The organism is Vannielia sp. ABF1_015, from assembly GCF_056160745.1.
In genome coordinates this window covers 557574-580209 of sequence record NZ_JBSWXT010000001.1, presented here as the reverse complement: position 1 = coordinate 580209, position 22636 = coordinate 557574, and the positions used below count along the sequence as shown (strand labels likewise).

21 protein-coding genes and 1 pseudogene are annotated in these 22636 nt (G+C 62.7%); 15 read left to right on the top strand and 7 right to left on the bottom strand.

The window, feature by feature from the left end:
• Window positions 1–71 precede the first annotated feature (71 nt).
• Window positions 72–413 (bottom strand): DUF2853 family protein, encoded by a 342-nt coding sequence (locus tag ACXAG6_RS02915; protein WP_140012541.1) that lies wholly within the window; start codon window positions 411–413, stop codon window positions 72–74.
• A gap of 317 nt (window positions 414–730) precedes the next feature.
• On the opposite strand from ACXAG6_RS02915, the gene ACXAG6_RS02910 reads away from it, so the two are divergent.
• Both ACXAG6_RS02910 and ACXAG6_RS02905 read left to right on the top strand, forming a co-directional pair.
• Window positions 731–1168 (top strand): universal stress protein, encoded by a 438-nt coding sequence (locus ACXAG6_RS02910; protein WP_475334838.1) that lies wholly within the window; start codon window positions 731–733, stop codon window positions 1166–1168.
• 16 nt (window positions 1169–1184) lie between these two features.
• Window positions 1185–2726, top strand: a complete 1542-nt coding sequence (locus ACXAG6_RS02905; protein ID WP_475334836.1) for an alanine/glycine:cation symporter family protein — start codon at window positions 1185–1187, stop codon at window positions 2724–2726.
• A 73-nt stretch (window positions 2727–2799) separates the two neighbouring features.
• Here ACXAG6_RS02905 and ACXAG6_RS02900 read toward each other — a convergent pair whose 3' ends face one another.
• Window positions 2800–3765, bottom strand: coding sequence for a ketopantoate reductase family protein (locus tag ACXAG6_RS02900; RefSeq protein ID WP_475334835.1), 966 nt, complete (start codon window positions 3763–3765; stop codon window positions 2800–2802).
• A 123-nt stretch (window positions 3766–3888) separates the two neighbouring features.
• Here ACXAG6_RS02900 and ACXAG6_RS02895 point away from each other — a divergent pair, with 123 nt between their 5' ends.
• Entirely contained in the window at window positions 3889–4359 is a 471-nt protein-coding gene (locus tag ACXAG6_RS02895) for a hypothetical protein (protein WP_475334833.1), read from the top strand.
• Between the two features lie 21 nt (window positions 4360–4380).
• Here the strand turns inward: ACXAG6_RS02895 and ahcY are convergent, their stop codons facing one another.
• Window positions 4381–5769 carry an adenosylhomocysteinase gene (gene ahcY / locus ACXAG6_RS02890; RefSeq protein WP_475334831.1) on the bottom strand — a complete coding sequence of 463 codons (1389 nt, stop codon included), beginning with the start codon at window positions 5767–5769 and terminating at the stop codon, window positions 4381–4383.
• Between the two features lie 92 nt (window positions 5770–5861).
• Window positions 5862–6167 carry a hypothetical protein gene (locus ACXAG6_RS02885; RefSeq protein WP_475334829.1) on the bottom strand — a complete coding sequence of 102 codons (306 nt, stop codon included), beginning with the start codon at window positions 6165–6167 and terminating at the stop codon, window positions 5862–5864.
• Window positions 6168–6323: 156 nt separating this feature from the next.
• Here ACXAG6_RS02885 and ACXAG6_RS02880 point away from each other — a divergent pair, with 156 nt between their 5' ends.
• From ACXAG6_RS02880 to bla, 5 genes and pseudogenes are all read left to right on the top strand, one after another.
• Complete coding sequence (locus ACXAG6_RS02880; protein WP_475334827.1) at window positions 6324–6920, top strand: HD domain-containing protein; 597 nt, start codon at window positions 6324–6326, stop codon at window positions 6918–6920.
• Window positions 6920–7837, top strand: coding sequence for an SRPBCC family protein (locus ACXAG6_RS02875; RefSeq protein WP_475334826.1), 918 nt, complete (start codon window positions 6920–6922; stop codon window positions 7835–7837). Before ACXAG6_RS02880 ends, ACXAG6_RS02875 begins: the two co-directional genes overlap by 1 nt.
• On the top strand, window positions 7834–8316 hold the full coding sequence (locus tag ACXAG6_RS02870; protein WP_475334824.1) for an N-acetyltransferase family protein: 483 nt from the start codon (window positions 7834–7836) through the stop codon (window positions 8314–8316). The genes ACXAG6_RS02875 and ACXAG6_RS02870 overlap by 4 nt, the downstream gene beginning before the upstream one ends.
• The gene (locus ACXAG6_RS02865; protein ID WP_475334821.1) at window positions 8313–8453 is read left to right on the top strand and encodes a hypothetical protein; all 141 of its coding nucleotides are present in this window, start codon (window positions 8313–8315) and stop codon (window positions 8451–8453) included. Before ACXAG6_RS02870 ends, ACXAG6_RS02865 begins: the two co-directional genes overlap by 4 nt.
• Before the next feature lie 15 nt (window positions 8454–8468).
• Window positions 8469–9206: pseudogene (gene bla / locus ACXAG6_RS02860) on the top strand (class A beta-lactamase); the annotation flags it as partial.
• On the opposite strand, the gene ACXAG6_RS02855 reads toward bla, so the two are convergent.
• The 3 genes from ACXAG6_RS02855 to ACXAG6_RS02845 form a co-directional block, all read right to left on the bottom strand.
• Entirely contained in the window at window positions 9207–9515 is a 309-nt protein-coding gene (locus ACXAG6_RS02855) for a hypothetical protein (RefSeq protein ID WP_475334819.1), read from the bottom strand. It lies immediately after the preceding pseudogene.
• Between the two features lie 68 nt (window positions 9516–9583).
• Entirely contained in the window at window positions 9584–10138 is a 555-nt protein-coding gene (locus ACXAG6_RS02850; protein ID WP_475334817.1) for an ActR/PrrA/RegA family redox response regulator transcription factor, read from the bottom strand.
• Between the two features lie 82 nt (window positions 10139–10220).
• Window positions 10221–10838, bottom strand: a complete 618-nt coding sequence (locus tag ACXAG6_RS02845; protein WP_475334815.1) for an SCO family protein — start codon at window positions 10836–10838, stop codon at window positions 10221–10223.
• A 98-nt stretch (window positions 10839–10936) separates the two neighbouring features.
• Here ACXAG6_RS02845 and regB point away from each other — a divergent pair, with 98 nt between their 5' ends.
• From regB to addA, 7 genes are all read left to right on the top strand, one after another.
• The gene (gene regB / locus ACXAG6_RS02840) at window positions 10937–12355 is read left to right on the top strand and encodes a sensor histidine kinase RegB (RefSeq protein ID WP_475337907.1); all 1419 of its coding nucleotides are present in this window, start codon (window positions 10937–10939) and stop codon (window positions 12353–12355) included.
• A gap of 127 nt (window positions 12356–12482) precedes the next feature.
• The gene (locus ACXAG6_RS02835; RefSeq protein WP_475334813.1) at window positions 12483–14042 is read left to right on the top strand and encodes a PAS-domain containing protein; all 1560 of its coding nucleotides are present in this window, start codon (window positions 12483–12485) and stop codon (window positions 14040–14042) included.
• Window positions 14043–14094: 52 nt separating this feature from the next.
• Complete coding sequence (gene tsaE / locus ACXAG6_RS02830) at window positions 14095–14589, top strand: tRNA (adenosine(37)-N6)-threonylcarbamoyltransferase complex ATPase subunit type 1 TsaE (protein ID WP_475334811.1); 495 nt, start codon at window positions 14095–14097, stop codon at window positions 14587–14589.
• A complete protein-coding gene (locus tag ACXAG6_RS02825; RefSeq protein WP_475334809.1) occupies window positions 14586–15572 on the top strand; it encodes an aminoglycoside phosphotransferase family protein in 987 nt (328 codons plus the stop codon). Before tsaE ends, ACXAG6_RS02825 begins: the two co-directional genes overlap by 4 nt.
• Window positions 15569–16252: a nucleotidyltransferase family protein gene (locus ACXAG6_RS02820; protein WP_475334806.1), complete on the top strand. Its 684-nt coding sequence runs from the start codon at window positions 15569–15571 to the stop codon at window positions 16250–16252. The genes ACXAG6_RS02825 and ACXAG6_RS02820 overlap by 4 nt, the downstream gene beginning before the upstream one ends.
• Window positions 16245–19235, top strand: a complete 2991-nt coding sequence (gene addB, locus ACXAG6_RS02815; RefSeq protein ID WP_475334804.1) for a double-strand break repair protein AddB — start codon at window positions 16245–16247, stop codon at window positions 19233–19235. Before ACXAG6_RS02820 ends, addB begins: the two co-directional genes overlap by 8 nt.
• Window positions 19232–22591, top strand: coding sequence for a double-strand break repair helicase AddA (gene addA, locus ACXAG6_RS02810; protein ID WP_475334802.1), 3360 nt, complete (start codon window positions 19232–19234; stop codon window positions 22589–22591). The genes addB and addA overlap by 4 nt, the downstream gene beginning before the upstream one ends.
• The last annotated feature ends 45 nt before the right edge of the window (window positions 22592–22636 follow it).

Below are 22636 nucleotides of genomic sequence, written 5' to 3'. Positions count from 1 at the left end.
GATGGCACGGCCAAAGCGACGCCGCCACAATCCTCTCGGAGAGGTTACGATTTCGGCGGCTTCAGGCTGCCTTACTTGTAAACAGATTCTTTCTTGAACTGCTTCACGAGCAGATAATAGAAAACCGCGCGATACTTGTTCCGCTCCGATTTGCCATAGGTCTCGATCGCCTTGTCGATGCCCGCCATCAGGTCGGGCCCGGCGGGCAAGCCGAGCTTTTTGATCAGGAAGTTCTTCTCGATCGTCTCCAGCTCGCTCTTCTGGCTCGCGGCTACGGTAGAAGCATCGTCGTTGTAGATCGACGGACCGCAACCGATGGTGACTTTCGTCAGCAGGTCCATGTCCGGGGTCATCCCGCACTTGTTCTTCAGATCGTCGGCATACTTCGCGATCAACTCGTCTCTCTTGCCCATTATGCTTCACTCCCTCGCATGGTGGCACTGCGGCGAGTTCTCCCGCCGTTGGGGTGAAACATACGCATCAGCCCCATACCGGCAAAGAAAAAATACCCCCGACGCAAGGTCAACACGATGTCGTGTGACATATCACGCAACGGGCCAATTAACTGCCCATCCCGGCGATTGACCGCCGAGTTTCGCCCGTTTCCCCAAGAAATTTCGTGACAGACCTGTGACATATCGCACAGGCTCAAAGAGCGGCCTGTCAGTTTTTGTGTGTTTTTTGGGGATCTTGATGAGGCCGGAACATAAAAAGACACGGGGGACGACCAATGAGTTCTGAAACATTTATCGTCGCGTATGAGGGCGAAGAGGGCGATACGCCCACGCTCGATTACGCGATCGAGCGCGCCAAGAAAGACGGCGCCAGCCTGCTGATCGTGCATATTCTGGAGTGGTCGCCCTATAGCTTCCTCACTCCGGAAGAAATCGAAGAGCGCCATGGTCGCCGCAAGAAGGAAATGGAACGCGCCAAGGAGATCGTCCTTGATCCGGCCGTTGCCAGGGCCCAAGCCGCCGGCCTCGATGCCAAATGCGAGCTTCGCTACGGCAACGTGGTGGACAAGATCGTTGAGATCGCCGCCGAAACAAAGGCCACGATGATCTATGTCGGTCGGGCCGGGTCACAATCCATCGCGGCGCGGGTGTTTGGCTCCGTGCCCATCGGGCTGGCCCAGATTGCCCCCGTTCCCACCGTGATCGTGCCCTGAGCGCCGGAGAAAACCCATGCATCTCAAAACAGCCTTCGCCGCCCTCATTGCCACTCTCTTTGCGCCTTTCCCGGCGCTGGCACAGGGCATCGACGAAACCATCAACACCATCTTCGCGGACTATACCGGCTGGTATGTGTCCTTCATCTTCGCGCCCCTTCCCGGCACCACCTTTTCGTGGATCGCACTGTGGCTCGTCGTCGGCGCGCTCGTGTTCACGCTCTATTTCGGCTTCATCCAGATCAAGGGCTTCGTCCATTCGATCCGGCTGGTGAAGGGCGATTATTCCGATCCGAACGATGCGGGTGAGGTCTCCCACTTTCAGGCGCTCGCCACGGCGCTCTCGGGCACCGTGGGCCTCGGCAACATCGCCGGTGTCGCGGTGGCTGTCGGCATCGGCGGGCCGGGGGCGACCTTCTGGATGATCGTCGCGGGCCTCTTCGGCATGGCGACCAAGTTCACCGAATGCACGCTCGGCGTGAAGTATCGCAACGAGTACCCCGACGGGCGCGTTTCTGGCGGCCCAATGTATTACATCACCAAGGGCTTCAAAGAGCGCGGGCTTCCGGGCGGCAAGATCCTCGCGGTGCTGTTCTGTATCTTCACCATCCTCGGCGCGTTGGGCGGCGGCAACATGTTCCAAGCCAATCAGGCCCACGCACAGCTCGCAGGCGTGCTGGGCGATTACCCGGGCTGGATCACCGGCGTCATCCTTGCGCTCGTAACCTTTGCAGTGATCGTTGGCGGCATCAAATCCATCGCCCGAGTCACGGAAAAGGTCGTGCCCTTCATGGGCATCTTCTACGTAGCCGTGTCACTGGTGATCCTTCTGATGAACTATCAGATGATCGGATGGGCCTTTGGGCAAATCTTCATGGGAGCCTTCACCGGCCTCGGGGTTGTGGGCGGCTTCACCGGTGCCCTGATCCAAGGCTTCCGCCGCGCCGCCTTCTCCAACGAAGCCGGCATCGGCTCAGCCGCCATCGCCCACTCGGCGGTGCGCACCAAGGAGCCGGTGACAGAGGGCTACGTCGCCCTGCTGGAGCCCTTCATCGACACCGTGGTGATCTGCACCATGACCGCGCTGGTCATCGTCATCACCGGGGTGCTCAACGTCGATCCTGAAACCGGGCTCTACATCTGGAACGCCGAGGCGGGCCGGATCGCAACCGAAGGCGAGGTTTCGGGCGTTGCGCTCACCTCGGCGGCCTATGCCAAGGCCTTCTCGTGGTTCCCGGTGCTGCTGGCGGTGGCCGTGGTGCTCTTCGCCTTCTCCACCATGATCTCGTGGAGCTACTACGGCCTGAAGGCGTGGACCTATCTCTTCGGCGAGGGCAGCACGACAGAGGTGATCTTCAAAGTCATCTTCTGCCTCTTCATCGTGATCGGGGCGGCGGCCCAGCTTGGCCCAGTGATCGACTTCTCCGATGCCATGCTCTTCTCGATGGCGATCGTGAACATCATCGCACTCTACCTGCTGATGCCGATCGTGAAGCGTGAAGTGAACAGCTACATTTCCCGGCTCAAGTCCGGCGAGATCAAGCGGTTCAAGCACTAAAGCCCCGGCGCTCCGCGATCCGTCGCGGAGCGCCAAACCCGTAGGGTGGGCAATCTGCCCACCACCCCCGAACCTATCCGAACAACCGCTCCCGCAGGTCCACCACGCTCAGGCTCCCAGGCGTGCCACCCTCCGCCATCATCTCAACCGAAAGCGCCTGAACCCGCGCATTCAACGGCGCAGGCACCCCATGCAGCCGCGCAAGCTGCACAATCTCGCCATTCAGCCAATCGGTTTCCACGCTGCCCGTCGCGCGGGCAAGGCTTTGGGTGGTGGAGTTGCCCGCCCGCCCCTGCACGCTATCGCTCCGGTTCTGCATGAACTTCGCGCGCCGCTCAGTTTTGCCAACGTCTTCCCACGCAATCCCGGCGGCCCTGAGCACCGCCTTGCCCTCCTCGCGCAGCGGCCCGTCGAACTCGGCGCAATCTGCACCTGCGGGCAAGAGCGCACCGGTAATATTGCCGAGGTTGAGGATCAGTTTGCCGTATTTCGGCGCCATCGCATCGTCGCGCACCTGCGTTTCGATATTCGCCGCGTTCAGCGCCTCGGCCATCGCTGCATCGTCCGCGTCATGCCCGCCCGGAAACCGCCCAATGTCGAAGAGCCCGAACTTGGGCTGGCAGTGAATCGCCACTTCGCCCGGTTCCAGATAACTCGCAGGCATCATGACCGTCACCGCATGGACATTGGGGAAGAACCGCAGCGCCAGCGGCTCATTGGCCACACCGTTCTGGCAGCAGAAAATCGGCTGATTGGTCAGCCCCGCCGCCCGCAGATCGGCCAGCGCGGCGGCGGTATCCTGCCCTTTCACGCAGATTAGCACCGCATCATCCGGCTGGAAGGTGATCTCGTTCGGGTGCCCCACGCACTCAAACCGCGCCACCTCGCGGCCCCGCTCGCTATCAAGTAGCAGCCCATCGGCCCGGATCGCCTCCAGCATCCGCCCCCGCGCAATGCCAACAACCGCCTGCCCGCTCAGCGTTAATGCCGCCGCAACTACGCCACCAATCGCGCCCACTCCGTAGACAATGATCCGCATTGCTATCTCCCTTTTGTCCGCCCAAGAAGTCTCAGCCTTCGCCGCCCGTGGCAAACCGAAAACGCGCCGATACTCTTGCGCGGAACACACAGGGCACGCCATGATCGCAACAGTGAGGGCAAAATGAACTGTGATCTGATCTGGAACGAGTACGCATTGGCCTTCAATGCCTATGAGGCGTTCAACAGCCATGCGCTCACCCTCAAGAGCTGGTCGGTCACGGTCGCGCTCGCTGCAATGCTCTCAGCCTATAGCCAGCCGATCCGCCACAACGGACGGATCGCGCTTTTGCTGGCCGCCTGTTCTACCTTGCCGTTTTACTGGATCGACGCTTTGTGGAAGAGCTTCCAACGCGGCTATCTCCCACGCCTCAAGGAGTTGGAAGAGCTGTCGAAGAAGTTCGACTGTGCCGAAGGTCTGGGCATCATCGGCTCCTGGCAGTTCACCAATGGCGACACCAAACTGCCTAGCTTCCTCCTTGCAAATGTAATGTTACCTCATCTCTTCATACTTGCCGCCGGGGTGCTTTTGGCCTGGAAGTTTCCACCGAGCCCTACAAGAGAAACGGCCCCGGAGTCTCCTCCAGGGCCGTAGAATTTCGCCGCTAACCGCGTATCAGTAGCGATAATGCTCGGGCTTGAACGGCCCTTCCGGCGTCACGCCGATGTAAGCCGCCTGATCCTTCGAGAGCTTCGACAGCTTAACGCCGATCCGGTCGAGGTGCAGCATCGCCACCTTCTCGTCGAGGTGCTTGGGCAGGATGTAGACGCCCGGCTGATACTCTTCGCCCTTGGTCCAAAGCTCGATCTGCGCCAGCACCTGGTTGGTGAAGGAGGCGCTCATCACGAAGGACGGGTGGCCAGTGGCGTTGCCAAGGTTCAGCAGACGGCCTTCCGAGAGCAGGATGATCCGGTTGCCACCCGGCATCTCGATCATGTCCACTTGGTCCTTGATGTTGGTCCACTTGTGGTTCTTCAGGTTGGCCACCTGAATCTCGTTGTCGAAGTGGCCAATGTTGCCGACGATGGCCATATCCTTCATCTCGCGCATATGCTCGATGCGGATCACGTCCTTGTTGCCGGTGGTGGTGATGAAGACATCGGCGGTGGGGGCAACATCCTCCAGCGTCACCACCTCGAAGCCGTCCATCGCCGCCTGAAGCGCGCAGATCGGGTCCACTTCCGTCACTTTCACCCGAGCACCCGCGCCGCGTAGGGAGGCAGCAGAGCCCTTACCCACGTCACCGTAGCCGCAGACCACGGCCACCTTGCCGGCCATCATCGTGTCGGTCGCGCGGCGGATGCCATCGACGAGCGATTCCTTGCAGCCATACTTGTTGTCAAACTTCGACTTGGTCACCGAGTCGTTCACGTTGATCGCCGGGAAAGGTAGCTGGCCCTTCTTGTGCAGGTCGTAGAGCCGGTGCACGCCGGTCGTCGTCTCTTCCGAAACGCCCTTGATCTGGTCGCGCACCTTGGTGAACCAACCGGGGGAGGCCTCCATCCGCTTCTTGATCTGCTTCTTGATAACCTCTTCTTCCTCGGATTGCGGCACGGGGATGATGTCCTCCCCCGCCTCAGCCCGTGCGCCGAGCAGCACGTAAAGCGTGGCATCGCCGCCATCGTCGAGGATCATGTTGGGGCCATCCTCAAACAGGAACGACTTGTCGAGGTAGTCCCAATGCTCCTCAAGGCTTTGCCCCTTGATCGCAAACACCGGCACGCCCGCCTCGGCAATCGCCGCCGCCGCGTGGTCTTGCGTGGAGAAGATGTTGCAGGAGGCCCAGCGCACGTCGGCACCCAGCGCCACCAGCGTTTCGATCAGCACAGCCGTCTGGATCGTCATGTGAAGCGAGCCCACGATACGGGCCCCTTTCAGCGGCTTGCTTTCACCATATTCGGCGCGGCAAGACATGAGCCCGGGCATCTCGGTCTCTGCAATGTCCAGCTCCTTACGGCCGAACCCGGCAAGAGAGATGTCTTTAACAACGTAATCGGCGGCCATCGGGCGCTCCCACTGCATGTTTCACTTGCAGCGGCACATAGCACTCGCCCCCATGAGCGGCAACCAAACCCGCCTAATCCGAAGCTGTTTGCTCAGGACGCCTGGCCCTTGACGCCAACAAAGCTACCGGCCTCGTGAAAGTCCTCGCCGGTGATGGCAACGCAGGTTTGCCCGAACGCGTCGGTAACGAGAATGGTAAAGCTACCGCTCGTTTCAGAGGCCCAAATTTCCACCAGCGAGTCTTCGCTTTGCAGCCCGCCCGCAACAGGTCGCTCCTCGTAGGTTTCTACAAGCTGATCCACGAAGAACTCGCGCTTGCCGCAGGGCCCGTCTGCACTCAGCGCGGCCAGCGGCGTGGCGGCGGCGAGCAAGGTCGCGGTGGCGATGACGGTCTTCATGTTGCACTCCTAACGGGCCCGCGTTCGGCAGGCTTTATTCTGGCTGGTTGCCCTGTATTGTCAGCAGCTTAACAGCTACGGCGGCCCTGTGGTTCCAACCCACGTTTACACCTCGCCGTGATCGCGCTACCCAATTCGGGCGAGAGGGAGACGTTCATGGCCAAGGCACCGCCCCGCGCGTGGCAACGCATGTTATCGGGCCGCAGGCTCGATCTGCTTGATCCGACGCCGGTCGATATCGAGATCGAAGATATCGCCCATGGCCTCGCCTTCGTCGCTCGCTGGAACGGCCAGACCCACGGCCACTATGCCTATTCCGTGGCCGAGCATTCCCTGCTGGTCGAGGCGCTTTTTACCCGGATGAACCCCTCTGCCCCCGTCAAATGGCAACTCGCTGCCCTGCTGCATGACGCGCCCGAATACGTAATCGGCGATATGATCTCTCCCGTTAAGGCCGCAGTTGGCCCTGGCTACGGTGCACTGGATGATCGGCTGACAGCCGCCATTCACATCCGCTTTGGCCTGCCCGCCGCAATCCCCGCCACGGTCAAGAAACAAATCAAAAAGGCCGACAAGGTCTCGGCCTGGCTGGAGGCCACGCGCATCGCCGGTTTCACCGTGGCCGAGGCCAACAAGTTTTTCGGCGTTCCCGCGCCGGAGCTGATCGACGGCATGGAAATCACCCTGCGCCCACCCGTCGACGTGCGGGCCGATTTCACCGCCCGCCACGCAGCCCTGATGGCAGCTCTCTGATGGCGCCCCTGGTCCTGCGCCCGCTGATCTTTCTGATCTATGCGGCACTGGCCTACGCCATCTTCTTCCTCGTGCCTTCCGGCCCCGATATCGCCTGGCTTGCGCTCTGGTTTGCTCTTGGCCTCGGTTTCGCTGGCCAACTCGTGTTCGATTGGCATCGCAGGCTCGATTTCTGGGCAGTCATCGGCCGCACCTGCCTGGCTATGCTCGCTGTCACCATCCTGTTCCTGCTCTTCGCCATCGAAACCTTGATCTGCGTGGTGATGATCCTGCCAATCGCCATGTTTATCGCCATGATCGGCATCGCCCTAACCCGCCTCCTGCTGGAGCGTTTCGAGCGCCAAAGCCATCTCTGCGCCGCACTGCTCGCCCTGCCGCTGCTCGTGCCGGTGCTCGATTTGCCTGCACCCGCCTTTGAAGAAGTCGTTTCGGTCTCGACTGTCATAACCATCGCCGCACCAGCTTCCGAGGTGCGCGCGCAGGCCGAAAACGTCTCTGACATTGCCAAAAGCGAGCGCCCCTGGACGTTCACTCATAACCTCCTGCGCGCGCCGCGCCCGCTCTCTGCGCAGACAGAAGGCGGCGTTCGCTATGCCAGGTGGACGCAGGCCGTGCACTTTGAAGAGCATCTCCTGCCCGGCCCCGATCTCGCGTGGCGCTTCGCCTTTCCCGATCCGGACGCGCTGAAGGCGCTCGATCCCCGCATTTCGCCGCTCGGCCCCGAAGTGGTGATGCTTGAAGGCCGCTATAGCTTCGAGCCGCTCAGCCCGTCGCAAACCCGCGTCACCCTCACCACGAGCTACCAGCTTTCCACGCCGATCAACGCCTACCTCAAACCGTGGGGCAGGCTCTTCTTGAACGACATGCACCACGCCGTTCTCCATGTCATCAAAGCCCGCACCGAGGCCCGATCATGATTCACATCCGCGCGGCGGGGGCCTCCGATGCCCGCGCCATTGCCGAACTCTTGCAGGAAGTCGTCGATGCTGGCGGCACCACCGCGATCACAGGGCAGGTAACCCGCGAAGACATCCTCGCCAAGATGTCCATCTCCCCCCGCGCTGCATGGCACGTGGCCGAAGACGAAGCGGGCGAGCTTCTCGGGTTTCAGTGGATCGACCCGATGGTTGATGAGCCCGAAACCTGCGCCGAGATCGCCACCTTCGCCCGGCGTGGCAAAACCGGGCTGGGCATCGGCTCAAAGCTCTTCGAGGCCACGCTAAAGGCCGCCAAACGTCTCGATTACCGCTGGATCCGCGCGAATATCCGCGCCGACAACACGGGCGGGCTGGCCTATTACCAGTCTCGCGGGTTTGAGGACTATGGCCGCATCGAGGGCTACCGGATGGCCGATGGCACGGTGGTCGACAAGGTGCTCAAGCGTTACGATCTATGATCCGCCGCCACTTTTTCACAGCTGCCGCAGCCCTCGCCGCCACGCCCCTGCTCGGCCAGACCGGCACGCGCAAGTACCATCCCCGCAGCTACGATGAGGGGCTGATCCCGCGCTTCTCTTTCGAGCTGATCGAATAGGAGGCACAAGGTTCGCTCGGTGTACTGGCCCTCGACACGGCCACAGGCCGCCGCGCTGGGTGGCGCGCCAACGAACGCTTTCCGTTCAACTCCACTTTCAAGGCTTTGCTGGCGGGCCTCGTGCTCGAACGTGTGGACACTGGCGCGGAGCGACTCGATCGCCGCATACCCATCCGCGCCGCGGACATTCTCAACTACGCCCCTGTCACCGCCGCCGCGCAGGGCAATTCGCTCACCATTGGCCAACTTTGCGCCGCCGCCGTCGGGCGCAGCGACAACACAGCCGCCAATCTGTTGCTCGGCACCGTCGGCGGCCCCTCCAGCTTTACAACCCGGCTCGCCCACCCCGACGCGCGGATCGACGCGTGGGAACCTGCCTTGAACACCTTTGCGCCGGGCGATCCCGCCAACACCGTAACACCTACGGCCATGGTCTCTTTGATGGGCAGTTTTCTGCTGGAACAGAGACTTTCCGAGGCCTCCCGCGCCCAGCTTCTCACTTGGCTGCGCGCTGCTTCCACCGGGGCCAAGCGCATCCGTGCCGGTGTGCCCTCCGGCTGGCAGGTCGGGCACAAGACAGGCACCGGCCCGGGCGGGTGCTGCTCGGATTTTGCCATCATTCATCCGCCGCAAGGACGCGCGCCGCTGATGTTGGCCATTTACGTCGCTGGCTCCGAGCAACCCATCGCCCGGATCGAACCGCTCTTCGCCGAACTCACCCGGATCGCCTGCGCCAACCTCTTGGCCGGTTAGTCAGCCGCAGGTCATACCCACGCTGCGCCCCTCGCTCCGCCAGCCTACAAATTCACGGCCCCGAAAGGTGGCCACCAGCCCGTCGCGAAAGGTGATCCGCGTCATACCCGGCCCGCAGCTCTCCCGCGCGGTCACTGGCCCGGCGAGCTTGGCAAGCGAGGTCTCCGCCCCCGGCAGCACCCGGTCAAAGCTCACCTCCTGTGGCGAGCCCGGAACGCCCACACCGGTCTGGCGCAACTCGTAACCAAGAGGTTTGCCCACCGGGCGCGGCGCCTCACCAGATGTGGTGCAGCCTGCGAGCAGAATCACCAGAGGCCAAATTCTCGTATGCATGGGTTGTGCACGGGATGTGCATGGGTTGTGGCCCATTTGATTTTTCACTTCGGAGAGCGTTTTGCGAGGATCCGCTGAAGCGTCCGGCGGTGCATGTTAAGCCTGCGCGCGGTCTCGCTGACGTTGCGATCACACAACTCATAGACCCGCTGGATATGCTCCCAGCGCACCCGGTCGGCACTCATCGGATTTTCCGGCGGCGGCGGCAGTTCGTCGGCGCTGGCCAGCAGGGCAGCGGTCACCTCATTGGCATCAGCCGGCTTGCTAAGATAGTCCGTCGCCCCGATCTTCACGGCAGCAACGGCGGTGGCGATAGCACCATAGCCGGTGAGCACAACAACCTTTGCATCGGGTCGCTTTTCGCGGATGGTTTCAACCACATCGAGGCCGTTACCATCTTCGAGCCGCAGGTCGATCACGGCGTATGCCGGGGGGCGGGCCGTGGCGATGGCTTTGCCGGCGGCAACCGACCCCGCCATCTCCGGCTCAAAGCCGCGTTTCTCCATCGCCCGCGCCAGACGCCGCAGAAAAGGTTCATCGTCATCCACGATAAGAAGGGATTTGTCTTCCCCGATCTCCTTGAGATCACGCTCGGCCACGCGCACCCCTCCGCTCGTCGTCCAATGGTTGCATCACGCTATACGGGCGGCAAATCCGCCACAAGCCTTTCCGCACAACGGGTTATCCCGCGTCGAGGAAGCATTGCACCCGATCCGCCAACTGCTCCCCCGTCAACTCGCGCTTGAAAAAGCCTGCAAATCCGGTCTCCGGCAGGGTGAGATAGGTGAAGGTGGAGTGATCTACGAGATAGTAGTCGGGGTCGTCCTCGGTATGGGCCTTGTAGTACGTGCGATAGGCCTTGGAGGCGGCATCAACCTGCTCGGGGCTCCCGGTCAGGCCCACCATCTTCTCACTGATATTGCCCGAAAAATCCCCCACCGCCTCAGGCGTGTCGCGCGCCGGGTCGATACTGATGAACACGGGCGTCACCGCGTAACCGCGCTCGGCAAGGATATCCACCGCCTCGGCGTTTCGCACGGTATCGAGAGGGCAGACATCGGGGCAAAAAGTGTAACCGAAATAGATCAGGGCGGGCTCGGTGATGACATCCTTGTCCGTCACCGTCTCTCCGCTGGCATTTACCAACTCGAACGGCCCACCGATACTCGCACCGCTGGCCCCCCCGGCACATTCGGCAAAGGCATCACTCGGCGCACCGGGGTAAACCTTCCAGAGCGTCACACCAATCACGCCACAAATGGCCGCTGCCGCCGCTCCTGCCCAAATCGCCGTTCGCATGCTCCGCTCTCCTTCGCCGTCTTGCCCTTTGCTGCCGGTGCAGCACCGGGCTATCAATGGGTCCGACTGTCACACCAAAGGCTCCAGCCGCAATTCACATGCCCGAGACCGGCCCCCCTCAAACGCTCTTCGAGCACCCGCACCGGGCCAACTGGATCCGGCTGCGCACGCTTATCGTGCTGCGCTGGGTCGCAGTTGCCGGGCAAAGCGCTGCCATCGCCATCGCTCACTTCTGGTACGATCTGCAATTGGAAATCGGGCTCTGCGTGCTGGCCATCGGCATGTCGGTCATCGCCAATCTCGTAGCCATGTTCATCTATCCGGCGAACAAGCGGCTGAACGAGACCGAGACTATGCTGATGCTGCTCTTCGATCTCGCGCAGCTGGCCTTTCTGATCTATTTGACCGGCGGGCTGCACAACCCTTTTGCGCTGCTTTTGCTGACGCCGGTGACCATCGCCGCTACCGCCTTGGGCCTAAACGCCGTGCTCATCGTCGGTGCCGCCGCCATCGGGCTCGTCACCTTCGTGGCGTTTGGCTACCTGCCCCTGCGCACCGTTCAGGGCTTCGTGTTGCGGGTGCCCTCGATCTTTCTCTTCGGCTCGTGGACGGCGATCGTCATCGGCGTGTCGTTCCTCGCGCTCTATGCTCGGCGGGTAACCACCGAGATTGCGACGATGGGCGATGCCTTGCTGGCCACGCAACTAGCACTCGCGCGTGAGCAAAAGCTGACCGACCTTGGCGGCGTTGTGGCGGCAGCGGCCCATGAGCTTGGCACCCCGCTGGCAACGATCAAGCTGGTCAGCTCGGAGATGGCCGATGAATTGAAGGCCGACGCGGACCGAGAGAGCCTGCTGGAGGATTCTCAGCTCATCGCCGAGCAGGCCGACCGGTGCCGAGAAATACTGCGCGCCATGGGCCGCGTCGGCAAAGACGACCTTCACATGCGAACAGCACCGCTTGGCGCCGTGCTGGAAGAGGCCGCCGAGCCGCATCAAGACAGGGGCAAGGCGCTGCATTTTGACTTGCAGCCGGGCCCGGGCAACGAGGCGGAAGACCAGCAGCCTGAAGTGCACCGCAGCTCCGAATTGATACACGGCATGCGCAACCTGATTCAGAACGCTGTGGATTTTTCTGCCGGTCACGTCTGGATCGAGGCGCGATGGACGGCGCGCCGCATTACCGTGCGCGTAATCGACGATGGCGACGGCTACCCGCCTCACCTGATCGGCCGCATCGGCGACCCGTTCATGCGGCGGCGGCGCAGCGCGGAAGAGCGCCGAAAACGTCCTGAGTATGAGGGCATGGGCCTTGGGCTCTTCATTGCCAAAACCCTTCTTGAGCGGGTCGGCGCAGAGCTCACATTCGCCAACGGCTCAGACCCGTTCCTAGCACCGGAGGAACGCCCCGATAGGAGCGGCGCTATCGTAGAGGCCACATGGCCGCGCGCGCGCTTGGTGGCGGAAAAGGATGAAACCCGTGCCGCGCTGGGGCTCAACCGTCCGTTTCAGACGTAACCCCACATTGACGTTAGGTTAACGACGTCGCGGAACGACAAATTAACCAGCGGTTAACCAGATTCGCTTTTCATCGGATCTAGGGAACAGTTTTCCCTTTTGGGGAGAAACGGAATTGTTAAGCGAATTGTCGTGGACGTTCGCGCTGCTCTTGGTGGTGACTTCCTTCGGAACAGCGCTCATTGCCCTTCTGGCGGTAAATTACCTGCAGCCCAAGCGCCGCATTGCATGGGATCGGCTCGGGCGCGAAAGCGGCGGAATGACCTTTTTGTTCGAGGAAGAACAGTTGGTCGACGCCACCGAAGAGGCTCAGAATTTTCTGTCGAAAGGGCCAGAAGCGCTGCCGCCCTGGCCCCGTTTCCTCGCTCTGCTCGCAGGCAGCTTCCCTGATATTGGTGCCCGAGCCGCCAAACTTGCCGATGTCGGGGTGATGGAGCTTCGCGCCCGTGACGGCGCATCGCGGCTTGAGGCCGAATGGAAGAGCGGTCTTGCCCGGTTTTCATTGCATGAGGGAGACGATCTGGAGCCCGAGACCTATGACTGCTTTTCCGTAGCTGCCATGGCTGAAGAGCTGGAAAGCCTTCGCGCGGTTGTCGATGATGCGCCCGTTCTGGCATGGCGCGAGGATGACGACGGTCAGGTTACATGGGCAAACGGCGCATATATTGACCTGCTCTACCGGATGCACCCTGACCGCACTACTTTGGCATGGCCCTTACCCCGCGCTTTCCCACACACGTTCTTCGACTGCGACGATGATGTGGTGCATCGTGTTTCCGTCACCGTGCCCTACATCGAGCAGGTGGTCTGGTATGATTGCACGGCCCGCCCGATTGGCGACGAGGCCCTTGTTTTTGCCACCCCGGCCGACCGGCTCGTGCAGGCAGAGCGCTCGCGTATCGAGTTTTTGCAGACGCTGACCAAGACCTTCGCAGATCTGCCCACTGGCCTCGCCGTCTTTGACAAAAACCGGCAACTCGCCCTGTTCAATCCCGCGCTCACCGATCTGTCTGCGCTGGAGCCGCCGTTTCTCTCATCCCGCCCAACCCTCGTGGCTTTTCTCGACCACCTCCGCGAGGCGCAGAGAATGCCGGAGCCGAAAGACTACAAGAGCTGGCGCGAGAGCATTGCACAGCTGGAGTCGGCGGCATCCGAAGGGATGCACCAGGAAATTTGGTCGCTGCCCACGGGCCAGACCTATCGGGTCACCGGGCAACCCCACCCGGATGGGGCGATAGCCTTCCTGTTTGAAGACATCTCCGCTGAAATGTCGCTCACCCGCCGCTTTCGCTCCGAATTGGAGATGGGCCAAGCAGTTGTGGATGGTCTGGACGAAGCTATCGCCGTTTTCGCACACACCGGCTCGATGGTGCTGTGCAACCGCGCCTATCAAGAGCTGTGGGATTGTGATTTGGCCGGATCACTCTCTGATATCACGGTGCAAGATGCGGTGCGCGATTGGTCTGTCTTGTCGGACGATGAGGCGCTGTGGTCACGCGCAGCAAGGTTTCTGTGTAGCCGTGATGACCGGCGGCCTTGGCGCGTTGAGCTCGACACCCCGGAGCGGGGAGGCGTGACTTGCCGATTTGCGCCCGTCGCCGGTGGCGCAGCTTTGGTTGGCTTCAAGATTAAGGATGGTCTGGGCAGTTCGGCCCAAGAGGAAAAGTCGCACTCACTTCAAGCCTGACCATGTGCCGTTCGGCCTTGCCCTGCGCGGCGCGGCGGATAGTCTGGCGGCGATGACCCGTGATGTTTCATTTCCCCTCTCCCTGCACCTTGGTTCCCCCGCGCAGACAACCCGCCTCGCCGAGGCCCTCGCGCCCAAGCTTGGCGCTGGCGATGTTCTGTTGCTTGCCGGGCCGGTCGGTGCCGGAAAGAGCCACTTTGCCCGCGCCCTGATCCGCTGGCGGATGCACCGCGCGGATGCTGTTGAGGATGTGCCCTCGCCCACCTTCACGCTGGTGCAAAGCTACCCCCTCCCCGACGCAGAGATCTGGCACGCCGACCTGTATCGCCTTTCAGGTCCCGATGAGGTTGAGGAACTTGGGCTGGCAGCGGCCTTTGAAGAGGCCATTTGCCTTGTTGAATGGCCCGACCGACTGCCAGAGCCGCCATCCAACGCATTGACGCTGGAGTTCACACCCGCCGATGAACCGGAAGCCCGCAACCTTGTAGTTAATGGGCCAAAGCGCTGGGCTAAACGCCTAGGCGCAGTGCTTGAGGCAGCCACATGAACACCGTTGAAACCTTCCTGGCCTCTGCCGGATGGGCCGATGCCCATCGTGAGGCCCTCGCGGGCGATGCCTCTTCTCGCCGCTACGAGCGGCTCTCCAGCGGGCCGGATCGCGCCGTTCTGATGAACGATCCGGGCGGCGACCTTCAGCCGTTTCTCCGCATTGGGCGGCATCTCTCGGCCATCGGCCTCTCTGCGCCAGAAATCTATGCGACAGAGCCGGAAAACGGCCTCATCCTGATGGAGGATTTTGGCAACGGCCTTCTGGCTCGGCTCGCCGAAAAGGAGCCCGGCAACGAAGCAAACCTCTACCGCGCCGCGACGGATGTGCTCATCACCCTGCGTAACGCTCCGCTGCCGGACGGACTCCAACCCTATGGACCAGCCGAAATGGCGCTGGCCATCAGCCCCGCCGCCGAGTTTTACGCGCCCGCCACCGAAGCGCCGGTCATCCACCACAGCTGGCTGGAGCTGACATCGGCGCTGGAAGAGGCCCTGCTGGCCTCCGACATGAGCCCGCCCGTACTGATCCACCGGGATTACCACGCCGAAAACCTGATCTGGCTCCCGGAGCGCAGCGGCGCCGGGCGCGTTGGCTTGCTGGATTTTCAGGACGCCCTCGCAGGCCACGCGGCCTACGATTTTGCATCCCTCATCGGCGATGTTCGCCGCGAGATTTCCGCACCTGTCCGAGAGGCCGCCATCCGCCATTATCTCGATGTAACCGGGGAAGAGGAGGCGCGCTTCACCGCGGCGCTCGCGGCTCAGGGTGCCCAGCGCAACCTTCGCATATTGGGCATGTTCGCGCGGCTGTGCACCCATATTGGAAAGCCCGGTTACCTCTCTATGATGCCTCGCGTCTGGTCTCTCCTCATGGACGACCTGTCACATCCCAGCCTTGAAACGCTGCGAGAGGCCGTTCTCTCCACCCTGCCTGAGCCCACACCAGAGCGCATCGAGCGGATCCGCAGGTCTGCCAAATGACCCCGCCGCAAGCCGCCATGATCTTTGCTGCCGGTTTCGGCACACGGATGCGCCCACTCACCGAAACACGGCCAAAGCCTCTGATTGAGGTCGCGGGCCAGCCGTTGCTGGATCACGCACTCGCCCTCACCTCCGGGCTGCCGCATGTGGTGGTGAACACGCATTACCTCGGCGAGCAAATCGCCAGCCATCTCGCCGGTCGTGATGTTTACGTGATCCACGAGCCCGAAATTCTCGACACCGGGGGCGGCCTGCGCAATGCCCTGCCACGGCTCGGCAGTGGCCCTGTCATCACCCTCAACTCCGATGCGGTGTGGACAGGCTCAAACCCGCTCGACACCCTGCGCGCAGCATGGGCCCCCGACGTCATGGACGCCCTGCTACTGCTCATCCCGGTCCCATCAGCGCGCGGCTACTCAGGCCAAGGTGACTTTTCCTTGGATGATACGGGGCAACTCACGCGCGGTGCGGGCTATGTCTATTCCGGTGTACAAATCATCAAGACCGACGGGTTGGCGGCGATCCCCGATCACGTCTTTTCCCTCAACAAGCTGTGGAACGTGATGCAACCCGCCGGGCGTCTACATGGCGTTGTGCACGGGGGTGGCTGGTGCGATGTGGGCCATCCCGGCGGAATCGCAGAGGCCGAAACCATGCTTGCCGAGTCCGGCCATGTTTGAGCCAACCGAAAAGCCCCGCCTCTTCTCCACACCCATTGGTGTGGATTTCGGCGAAGCGCTGCTGAACGGGCTGGAAACCCGCCTTGAGGGTGCCCCGCCGGAGGCATGGGGGCGGGTGACGGTATTTGTGAACACCACGCGCATGCGCCGCCATCTGCTGGACCGTTTCGCCGAAGGGCCGGCCCGGCTGATGCCGAAGATTCGGCTGGTGACAGATCTTGCCTCCGACACTCGGCTCACTGGCCTTGATCCGGCGCTGTCGTCGCTTCGGCTACGGCTCCAGCTTCGGCAAGCCATCGCGCGGCTGATCGAGCTTCAGCCGGACCTTGCCCCTCCCGCCGCCGCCTTCGACCTCGCCACCAGCCTCGCTGCACTGCTCGATGAAATGCGCGATGAGGGCGTGGACCCTGAAAGCCTCGCCAACCTCGACGTGGGCGATCACTCGGCGCATTGGGCACGCAGCCTCAAGCTGATTTCCATCCTCTCCGGTGAAGACAGCGGCGCATTTCGCAGCCAATCCGCGCTGAACAGAGATGCCCTCGCCGCACTGCTCTCCCATTGGTCTGAGCAGCCACCAACCGATCCTGTAATCGTCGCAGGCTCCACCGGTTCTCGCGGCACAACCCGCCACCTGATGGAGGCCGTCGCCCGCCTGCCCCAAGGCGCGGTGATCCTTCCGGGCGTCGATGCAGAAATGCCGAGCGCCATATGGGAGGCACTGCTTTCATCTGCCCTGCGCGAAGATCGCATACCGGAAGAGGACCATCCGCAATATCGTTTCGCGGCCCTGCTGGCCTCACTCGGCCTAAGCCCGGCAGACATGGCAATGTGGGCAAATACACCGCCCGTTGTCCCTGCACGCAACCGGCTGGTCTCCCTCGCCCTCCGCCCCGCACCCGTCACCGACCAATGGCGGCGGGACGGGCCCGAGCTTATGCCTGAACTCCCAAACGCCACCGAGACGGTCACCCTGATCGAAGCACCGACACCGCGCCAAGAAGCCGGGGCCATTGCGCTGGCTCTCCGTGAGGCCGCGGGGCAAGGCAAATCAGCCGCCCTCGTCACACCGGACAGAACGCTTGCCCGGCAAGTCACCGCTGCGCTTGAGCGCTGGGCAATTGTGCCCGACGATTCTGCGGGCCTGCCTTTGCACCAAATCGCGCCGGGGCGGTTCTTGATCGAAACCGCCGCGCTCTTCGGGCAGCCGCTGGAACTCGCACCGGCGCTCTCGCTGCTCAAGCACCCCCTTACCGCCTCAAGCCCGACCGTCCGTGGCATGCATCAGCTCAACACCGGGCGCTTTGAGCTCTGGGCGCGACGCAATGGCGTGGCCCGGCTGGATTCTGAAAACCTCGCAGGTTGGATAAAAGAGGGCGAGGGGGCTGAGGAGGCGCGCGCTTGGGCGGCCTGGGTCTCTGACCTTCTGCTACCCCCGACAACACGCCCCGCGCAACCCGTCGAAACGCGCCTTGCCGATCACATTGCCCTTGCTGAAGCCCTTGCCGCCGGCCCTGGGCAAACCGGCTCTGGTGGTCTCTGGCTCAAGGAGCCGGGAGAAGCCGCGCGCGCCGCGCTTGATGAGCTGGCAGAGGCTGCGCCCTATGCGGGCGATTTGGAAAACAGTCACTATTCCGGCCTTATTCGCCGCATTCTGGCAGAAAAGGACGTGCGTGAAGCCCCAATCGCCCACCCGCTCATCTCGATCTGGGGCACGATCGAGGCGCGCACCCGTGTGGTGGATCTGTGCATCCTCGCCGGGTTGAACGAGGGCACGTGGCCCGCCAGCCTGCCGCAAGACCCCTGGATGAACCGCGCCATGCGCCGCGAGGCCGGAATGCTGCTGCCGGAGCGGCGCGTTGGGCTGGCTGCGCATGATTTTCAGCAGGCCATGGGGGCGGCAGAGGTTATTCTGAGCCGCAGCGCGCGCAGCGCCGAAGCCGAAACCGTGCCCTCCCGCTGGCTGAACCGTTTTACCAACCTGCTGACCGGCCTTGGCGAACCGGGGCAGCAGGCCCTTGCTGCCATGCGCAAGCGCGGCCAAAGCCTGCTCGCCACTTCTACCGCCTTGGCGCACCATACCGAGCACGCACTCTCGCCCCTGCCTGCCCCCAGGCCCTCGCCCGCACCGCCTGTTGAGGCACGCCCGCGCAAGCTTTTTGTCACTGCCGTCTCAACCCTTATCCGCGACCCCTATGCAATTTATGCCCGCCATGTGCTCAGGCTGCGTCGCGCAGGCTCCCGTTCGCCCGAGCCGGACGCTGCGCTTCGCGGCACCGTCCTTCACATGGTCATGGAGCGCGCCCTGAGGCGCGAATTCGCCTTCGACGGCCCAGTTGAAGATACCGTTGCCGCCTTCGTCGCGCTTGCTGAAGAGGTCATTGCCGAGCACATCCCTTGGCCCGCAACGCGGCGGCTCTGGCTTGGCAAGCTGGCGGCTGTGGTGCCCGACCTGATCCGAAAGGAGGCCCAGTGGCAGGCGCAGGGCAAGCCGGTGGTCATCGAAAAAGAGGGCTTCGTGCCCCTGCAAGCGGTCGATTTCACCGTCGCAGCAAAGCCTGACCGAATTGATAGCCTCACCTCCGGCGGGTGCGCTGTTATGGATTACAAATCCGGCACCAAGCCGCCCTCAGAAAAGGAGGTGGAGGCGTTCGACAAGCAACTCCTGATCGAAGCGGCCATCGCAGAGGCGGGCGGGTTCCCCGGGCTTGGTCAGAGAAGGGCAGAGCGGGTGGGCTATATCGCGCTGGGCAACCCCGGCAACTCACGCGAAGAGCCCCTCGAAACTGAAGAGGGCGTCTGGAGGCCCGATGCCATGTTACAGGATCTCGCGGCGCTGATCCAGTGCTACGAAGACCCCGCCAAGGGCTACACCGCCCGCCGTGCACCCCAACACCTGCGCTACTCCAGCGACTATGACCACCTCTCCCGCTACGGCGAATGGGACGATACCACCGCGCCAGAAACCATTCCGGTAGGCAGATGACAGCACCCAACGAAGCCTCCGCCGCCCAGATCCGCGCCGCGCAACCGGAGATGTCCACTTGGCTTTCGGCCAATGCAGGCTCCGGTAAGACACGCGTGCTGACAGACCGCGTGGCGCGGCTTCTATTGCGCGACGTGCCACCGCAAAACATCCTGTGCCTGACCTTCACCAAAGCCGCTGCTGCCGAAATGCAAAATCGCCTGTTCGACCGGCTCGGCACCTGGTCGATGTTGGACGACGCCACGCTTGGCAAGGCGCTCGAAACGGTTGGCGAGGCCTCCCCGGTTGGCCCAGACCGCCTCGCCAAGGCGCGGCGGCTCTTTGCCCGCGCAATCGAAACGCCGGGCGGGCTGAAAATTCAGACGATCCACTCTTTTTGCTCGGCGATCCTGCGTCGCTTCCCGCTTGAAGCTGGCGTGCCACCCGGCTTCACAGAGCTTGATGATGTCACCGCCAAAGCCCGGCTCCGTGAGGCGCTGGATGAGGTGGCGCTATCTCACCCGCTTGTGTTTGATGCCTTCGCCGCCCTCTTCTCGGGGCTGGAGGTAGAGGCCTTCTGCGCCCGTCTCGCTGGCCAGCGCGAAGCCTTTGCCGAGCCAGCCAGCTTTGAAAGCATCGCAAACGCTCTGGGCTTGCCGCCCGGTTACACGGAAGCCGCGATGCTCAACGAGGTCTTCAACGGCGATGAAGACGATCTCATAACGGCCCTGCTCCCCCACCTGCGAGGGGGAACATCTAGTGATGCAAAAGCGGCCGAGGGCTTGGCAGATTTGCCGCAAGAGCCGCTGGCCCGCCTTGCGGTGTTTGATAAGCGCTTCATCGCGCAGTCTGGCCAGAAGGAGGGGCAAGCCCGGATCGGCAGCTTCCCGACCAAGGCCACCCGAGAAGGGATGCCCCCCGACCTGCTGGATGAACTCGAAGCGCTGATGGCCCGGGTGGAGTTTGCCCATGAACCCGCCAAGCAGCTCCGCTTGGCCCGCCGCACCGCTGCGCTGCACGATTTTGCGGCTGCGTTTCTGCCGGCCTACGGCGCCGCCAAGGCGCGGCGGGGAGAGTTGGATTTTGATGATCTGATCTTCAAGACCCGCAACCTGCTGACCGATGAAGGGGTGGCAGATTGGGTGCTCTTCCGGCTCGACGGCGGGATAGACCATATCCTTGTGGACGAGGCGCAGGATACCGGCCCCGAGCAATGGCAGGTGATTGACCTGATCTCCCGCGAAATCACCGCCGGAAGCGGGCGGCGCGAGGCCGGTGAGCGCACCATCTTTGTGGTGGGTGACAAAAAACAGTCGATCTACGGGTTTCAGGGGGCCGATCCCGATGGCTTCGAGCGGATGGCCGATACCTTCACCGACAGGCTAGGCCAGCTAGGGACGCCGCCACAGCGGATGGAGCTGCAATATTCCTTCCGATCCGCCGCTCCCGTGCTGCGCGTTGTCGATGCCGCCTTCCCAGATGCACCACCCGCTATGGGCGGCGCCCTGACCCACATCGCCTTTCATGAAGATATGCCCGGCCGGGTGGATCTTTGGCCCTTCATTCCCAAACCTGAAAAGTCCGAGGAGGAAGAGTCGCCGTGGTTCTCTCCGGTCGATATGGTCAGCGCCGATGACCCGCAGGTGCAGCTGGCCGAGCGCATTGCGGCTGAGATCCTGCGCATGCAAGCAGAAGAACGGCTCTATGAGTCAGTGGATGGCGCTTTTCGTCCGCGCCGGATCACCGATGGCGATATCCTTATTCTCGTGCAGCGGCGCAAGCTGATCTTTCATGAGGTGATCCGGGCCTGCAAGGCCGCCGGACTGGAAGTGGCGGGCGCGGACAGAGTCAAACTCTCCGAGGCGATGGCGGTGAAGGATTTGCTGGCCCTTCTCGCGTTCCTCGACACCGCCGATGATGACCTTTCGCTCGCCGTCGCGCTCCGCTCGCCGCTCTTTGGCTGGAGCGAGGACGCGCTTTATCGTTTGGCGCAGCCGCGAAAGGGCACGCTCTGGCAAGCGCTTCGCAACCACGGCGAGGCCGGGGAGCCAGCGCTGGGCATTCTCGAAGATCTGCGCGATCACGCCGGGTTCTTGCGCCCCTACGAGCTGCTCGAACGGATCTTGACCCACCACCAAGGCCGCCCCCGCTTGCTGGCCCGCCTTGGGGCAGAGGCCGAAGAGTCGATTGATCTGCTGCTGTCCACCGCACTCTCATATGAGCAGGCCGAAACCCCCAGCCTGACCGGCTTCCTCGCGTGGATGGAGGCCAGCGAGATTGATATCAAGCGCGGACAAGAGAGTGGCGGGCGCGCCATCCGGGTGATGACGGTGCATGGCGCCAAGGGCCTTGAAGCGCCCATCGTTATCCTTGCCGAAAGCGGCGACAGGCGGCCTCCGCGCGAGGATGGGGCCGTTTTGCTCGAAGGCCTGCCCCCGCTCTGGAAGCCCTCCAAGGCCGATATACCGACCGATCTGCGCCCATCATTCGAAGAGCTGAAGGAGAAGCAGGAGGAAGAACGCCTGCGCCTGCAATACGTGGCCATGACCCGCGCGGAGCAATGGTTGATCGTTTGCGGCGCAGGTGAGGCCAAGGAAGATAAGGAAAACTGGTATCGCCGAACCGAAAGCGCCCTGGAGCGGGTCGGCGCGGTGTCTCACCTGTTTCCCTTCGGCCAAGGGCTCCGGGTGCAAAACGCGCAACCGGCAGGTGAAGACATTGTAGCCGATGATAGCCAGCCAGCGCAGGGCACCACTCTTCCGTCCCACATCCTCACGCCACTCCCCGCGCCTACACGCCCGGCCAAAATTCTCTCTCCTTCCAGTGTTCCGGGCCCCAAGACCTTGCCCGCCGAGGGCAGCGGCAACCCTGACGCGATGGATCGCGGGTCGGCCCTTCATATGCTGCTGGAGCATCTTCCGGATGTTCCGCCCAGCGAGCGCCAAAGCCGCGCCGCTGCCCTGCTTGAGGCGCATGCGCCCACCGTGGCCTCCGACGTTCTGCCAGAAGCGCTTACCGTGCTCGCCGCGCCAGAGCTTGCCAGCCTCTTTGCCGGTGAGGCCTTGGTGGAAGTGCCGGTTTGCGCCCGCTTGCCCGAACTCGGCGAACGCCCCATGCAAGGCATCATCGACAGGCTGATCGTCACCGAAACTCATGTCACCGCGATCGACTACAAATCCAACGTCATCGTTCCGGCTCGCATCGAAGACACACCTTCCGGCCTTCTGGCTCAGATGGGCGCATATGCTTCCGCCCTTTCGCAAATTTACCCCCAGCACACCGTCCAAACCGCCCTGCTCTGGACCCGTGAGCCCCGGATTGACCTTCTTCCACACGACCTTGTGACGAATGCACTCAAAGCCACTGCATCTGCTTGACCTGCCCTAGGCGCGACCCTACCTTCCCCACCCGAACCGCAAATC

Excerpts from the sequence above, each read along its gene's own strand:
- ACXAG6_RS02915 (WP_140012541.1), bottom strand. The coding sequence starts at position 413 with ATGGGCAAGAGAGACGAGTTGATCGCGAAGTATGCCGACGATCTGAAG.
- ACXAG6_RS02910 (WP_475334838.1), top strand. The coding sequence starts at position 731 with ATGAGTTCTGAAACATTTATCGTCGCGTATGAGGGCGAAGAGGGCGAT.
- ACXAG6_RS02905 (WP_475334836.1), top strand. The coding sequence starts at position 1,185 with ATGCATCTCAAAACAGCCTTCGCCGCCCTCATTGCCACTCTCTTTGCG.
- ACXAG6_RS02900 (WP_475334835.1), bottom strand. The coding sequence starts at position 3,765 with ATGCGGATCATTGTCTACGGAGTGGGCGCGATTGGTGGCGTAGTTGCG.
- ACXAG6_RS02895 (WP_475334833.1), top strand. The coding sequence starts at position 3,889 with ATGAACTGTGATCTGATCTGGAACGAGTACGCATTGGCCTTCAATGCC.
- ahcY (WP_475334831.1), bottom strand. The coding sequence starts at position 5,769 with ATGGCCGCCGATTACGTTGTTAAAGACATCTCTCTTGCCGGGTTCGGC.
- ACXAG6_RS02885 (WP_475334829.1), bottom strand. The coding sequence starts at position 6,167 with ATGAAGACCGTCATCGCCACCGCGACCTTGCTCGCCGCCGCCACGCCG.
- ACXAG6_RS02880 (WP_475334827.1), top strand. The coding sequence starts at position 6,324 with ATGGCCAAGGCACCGCCCCGCGCGTGGCAACGCATGTTATCGGGCCGC.
- ACXAG6_RS02875 (WP_475334826.1), top strand. The coding sequence starts at position 6,920 with ATGGCGCCCCTGGTCCTGCGCCCGCTGATCTTTCTGATCTATGCGGCA.
- ACXAG6_RS02870 (WP_475334824.1), top strand. The coding sequence starts at position 7,834 with ATGATTCACATCCGCGCGGCGGGGGCCTCCGATGCCCGCGCCATTGCC.
- ACXAG6_RS02865 (WP_475334821.1), top strand. The coding sequence starts at position 8,313 with ATGATCCGCCGCCACTTTTTCACAGCTGCCGCAGCCCTCGCCGCCACG.
- ACXAG6_RS02845 (WP_475334815.1), bottom strand. The coding sequence starts at position 10,838 with ATGCGAACGGCGATTTGGGCAGGAGCGGCGGCAGCGGCCATTTGTGGC.
- regB (WP_475337907.1), top strand. The coding sequence starts at position 10,937 with ATGCCCGAGACCGGCCCCCCTCAAACGCTCTTCGAGCACCCGCACCGG.
- tsaE (WP_475334811.1), top strand. The coding sequence starts at position 14,095 with ATGACCCGTGATGTTTCATTTCCCCTCTCCCTGCACCTTGGTTCCCCC.
- ACXAG6_RS02825 (WP_475334809.1), top strand. The coding sequence starts at position 14,586 with ATGAACACCGTTGAAACCTTCCTGGCCTCTGCCGGATGGGCCGATGCC.
- ACXAG6_RS02820 (WP_475334806.1), top strand. The coding sequence starts at position 15,569 with ATGACCCCGCCGCAAGCCGCCATGATCTTTGCTGCCGGTTTCGGCACA.
- addB (WP_475334804.1), top strand. The coding sequence starts at position 16,245 with ATGTTTGAGCCAACCGAAAAGCCCCGCCTCTTCTCCACACCCATTGGT.
- addA (WP_475334802.1), top strand. The coding sequence starts at position 19,232 with ATGACAGCACCCAACGAAGCCTCCGCCGCCCAGATCCGCGCCGCGCAA.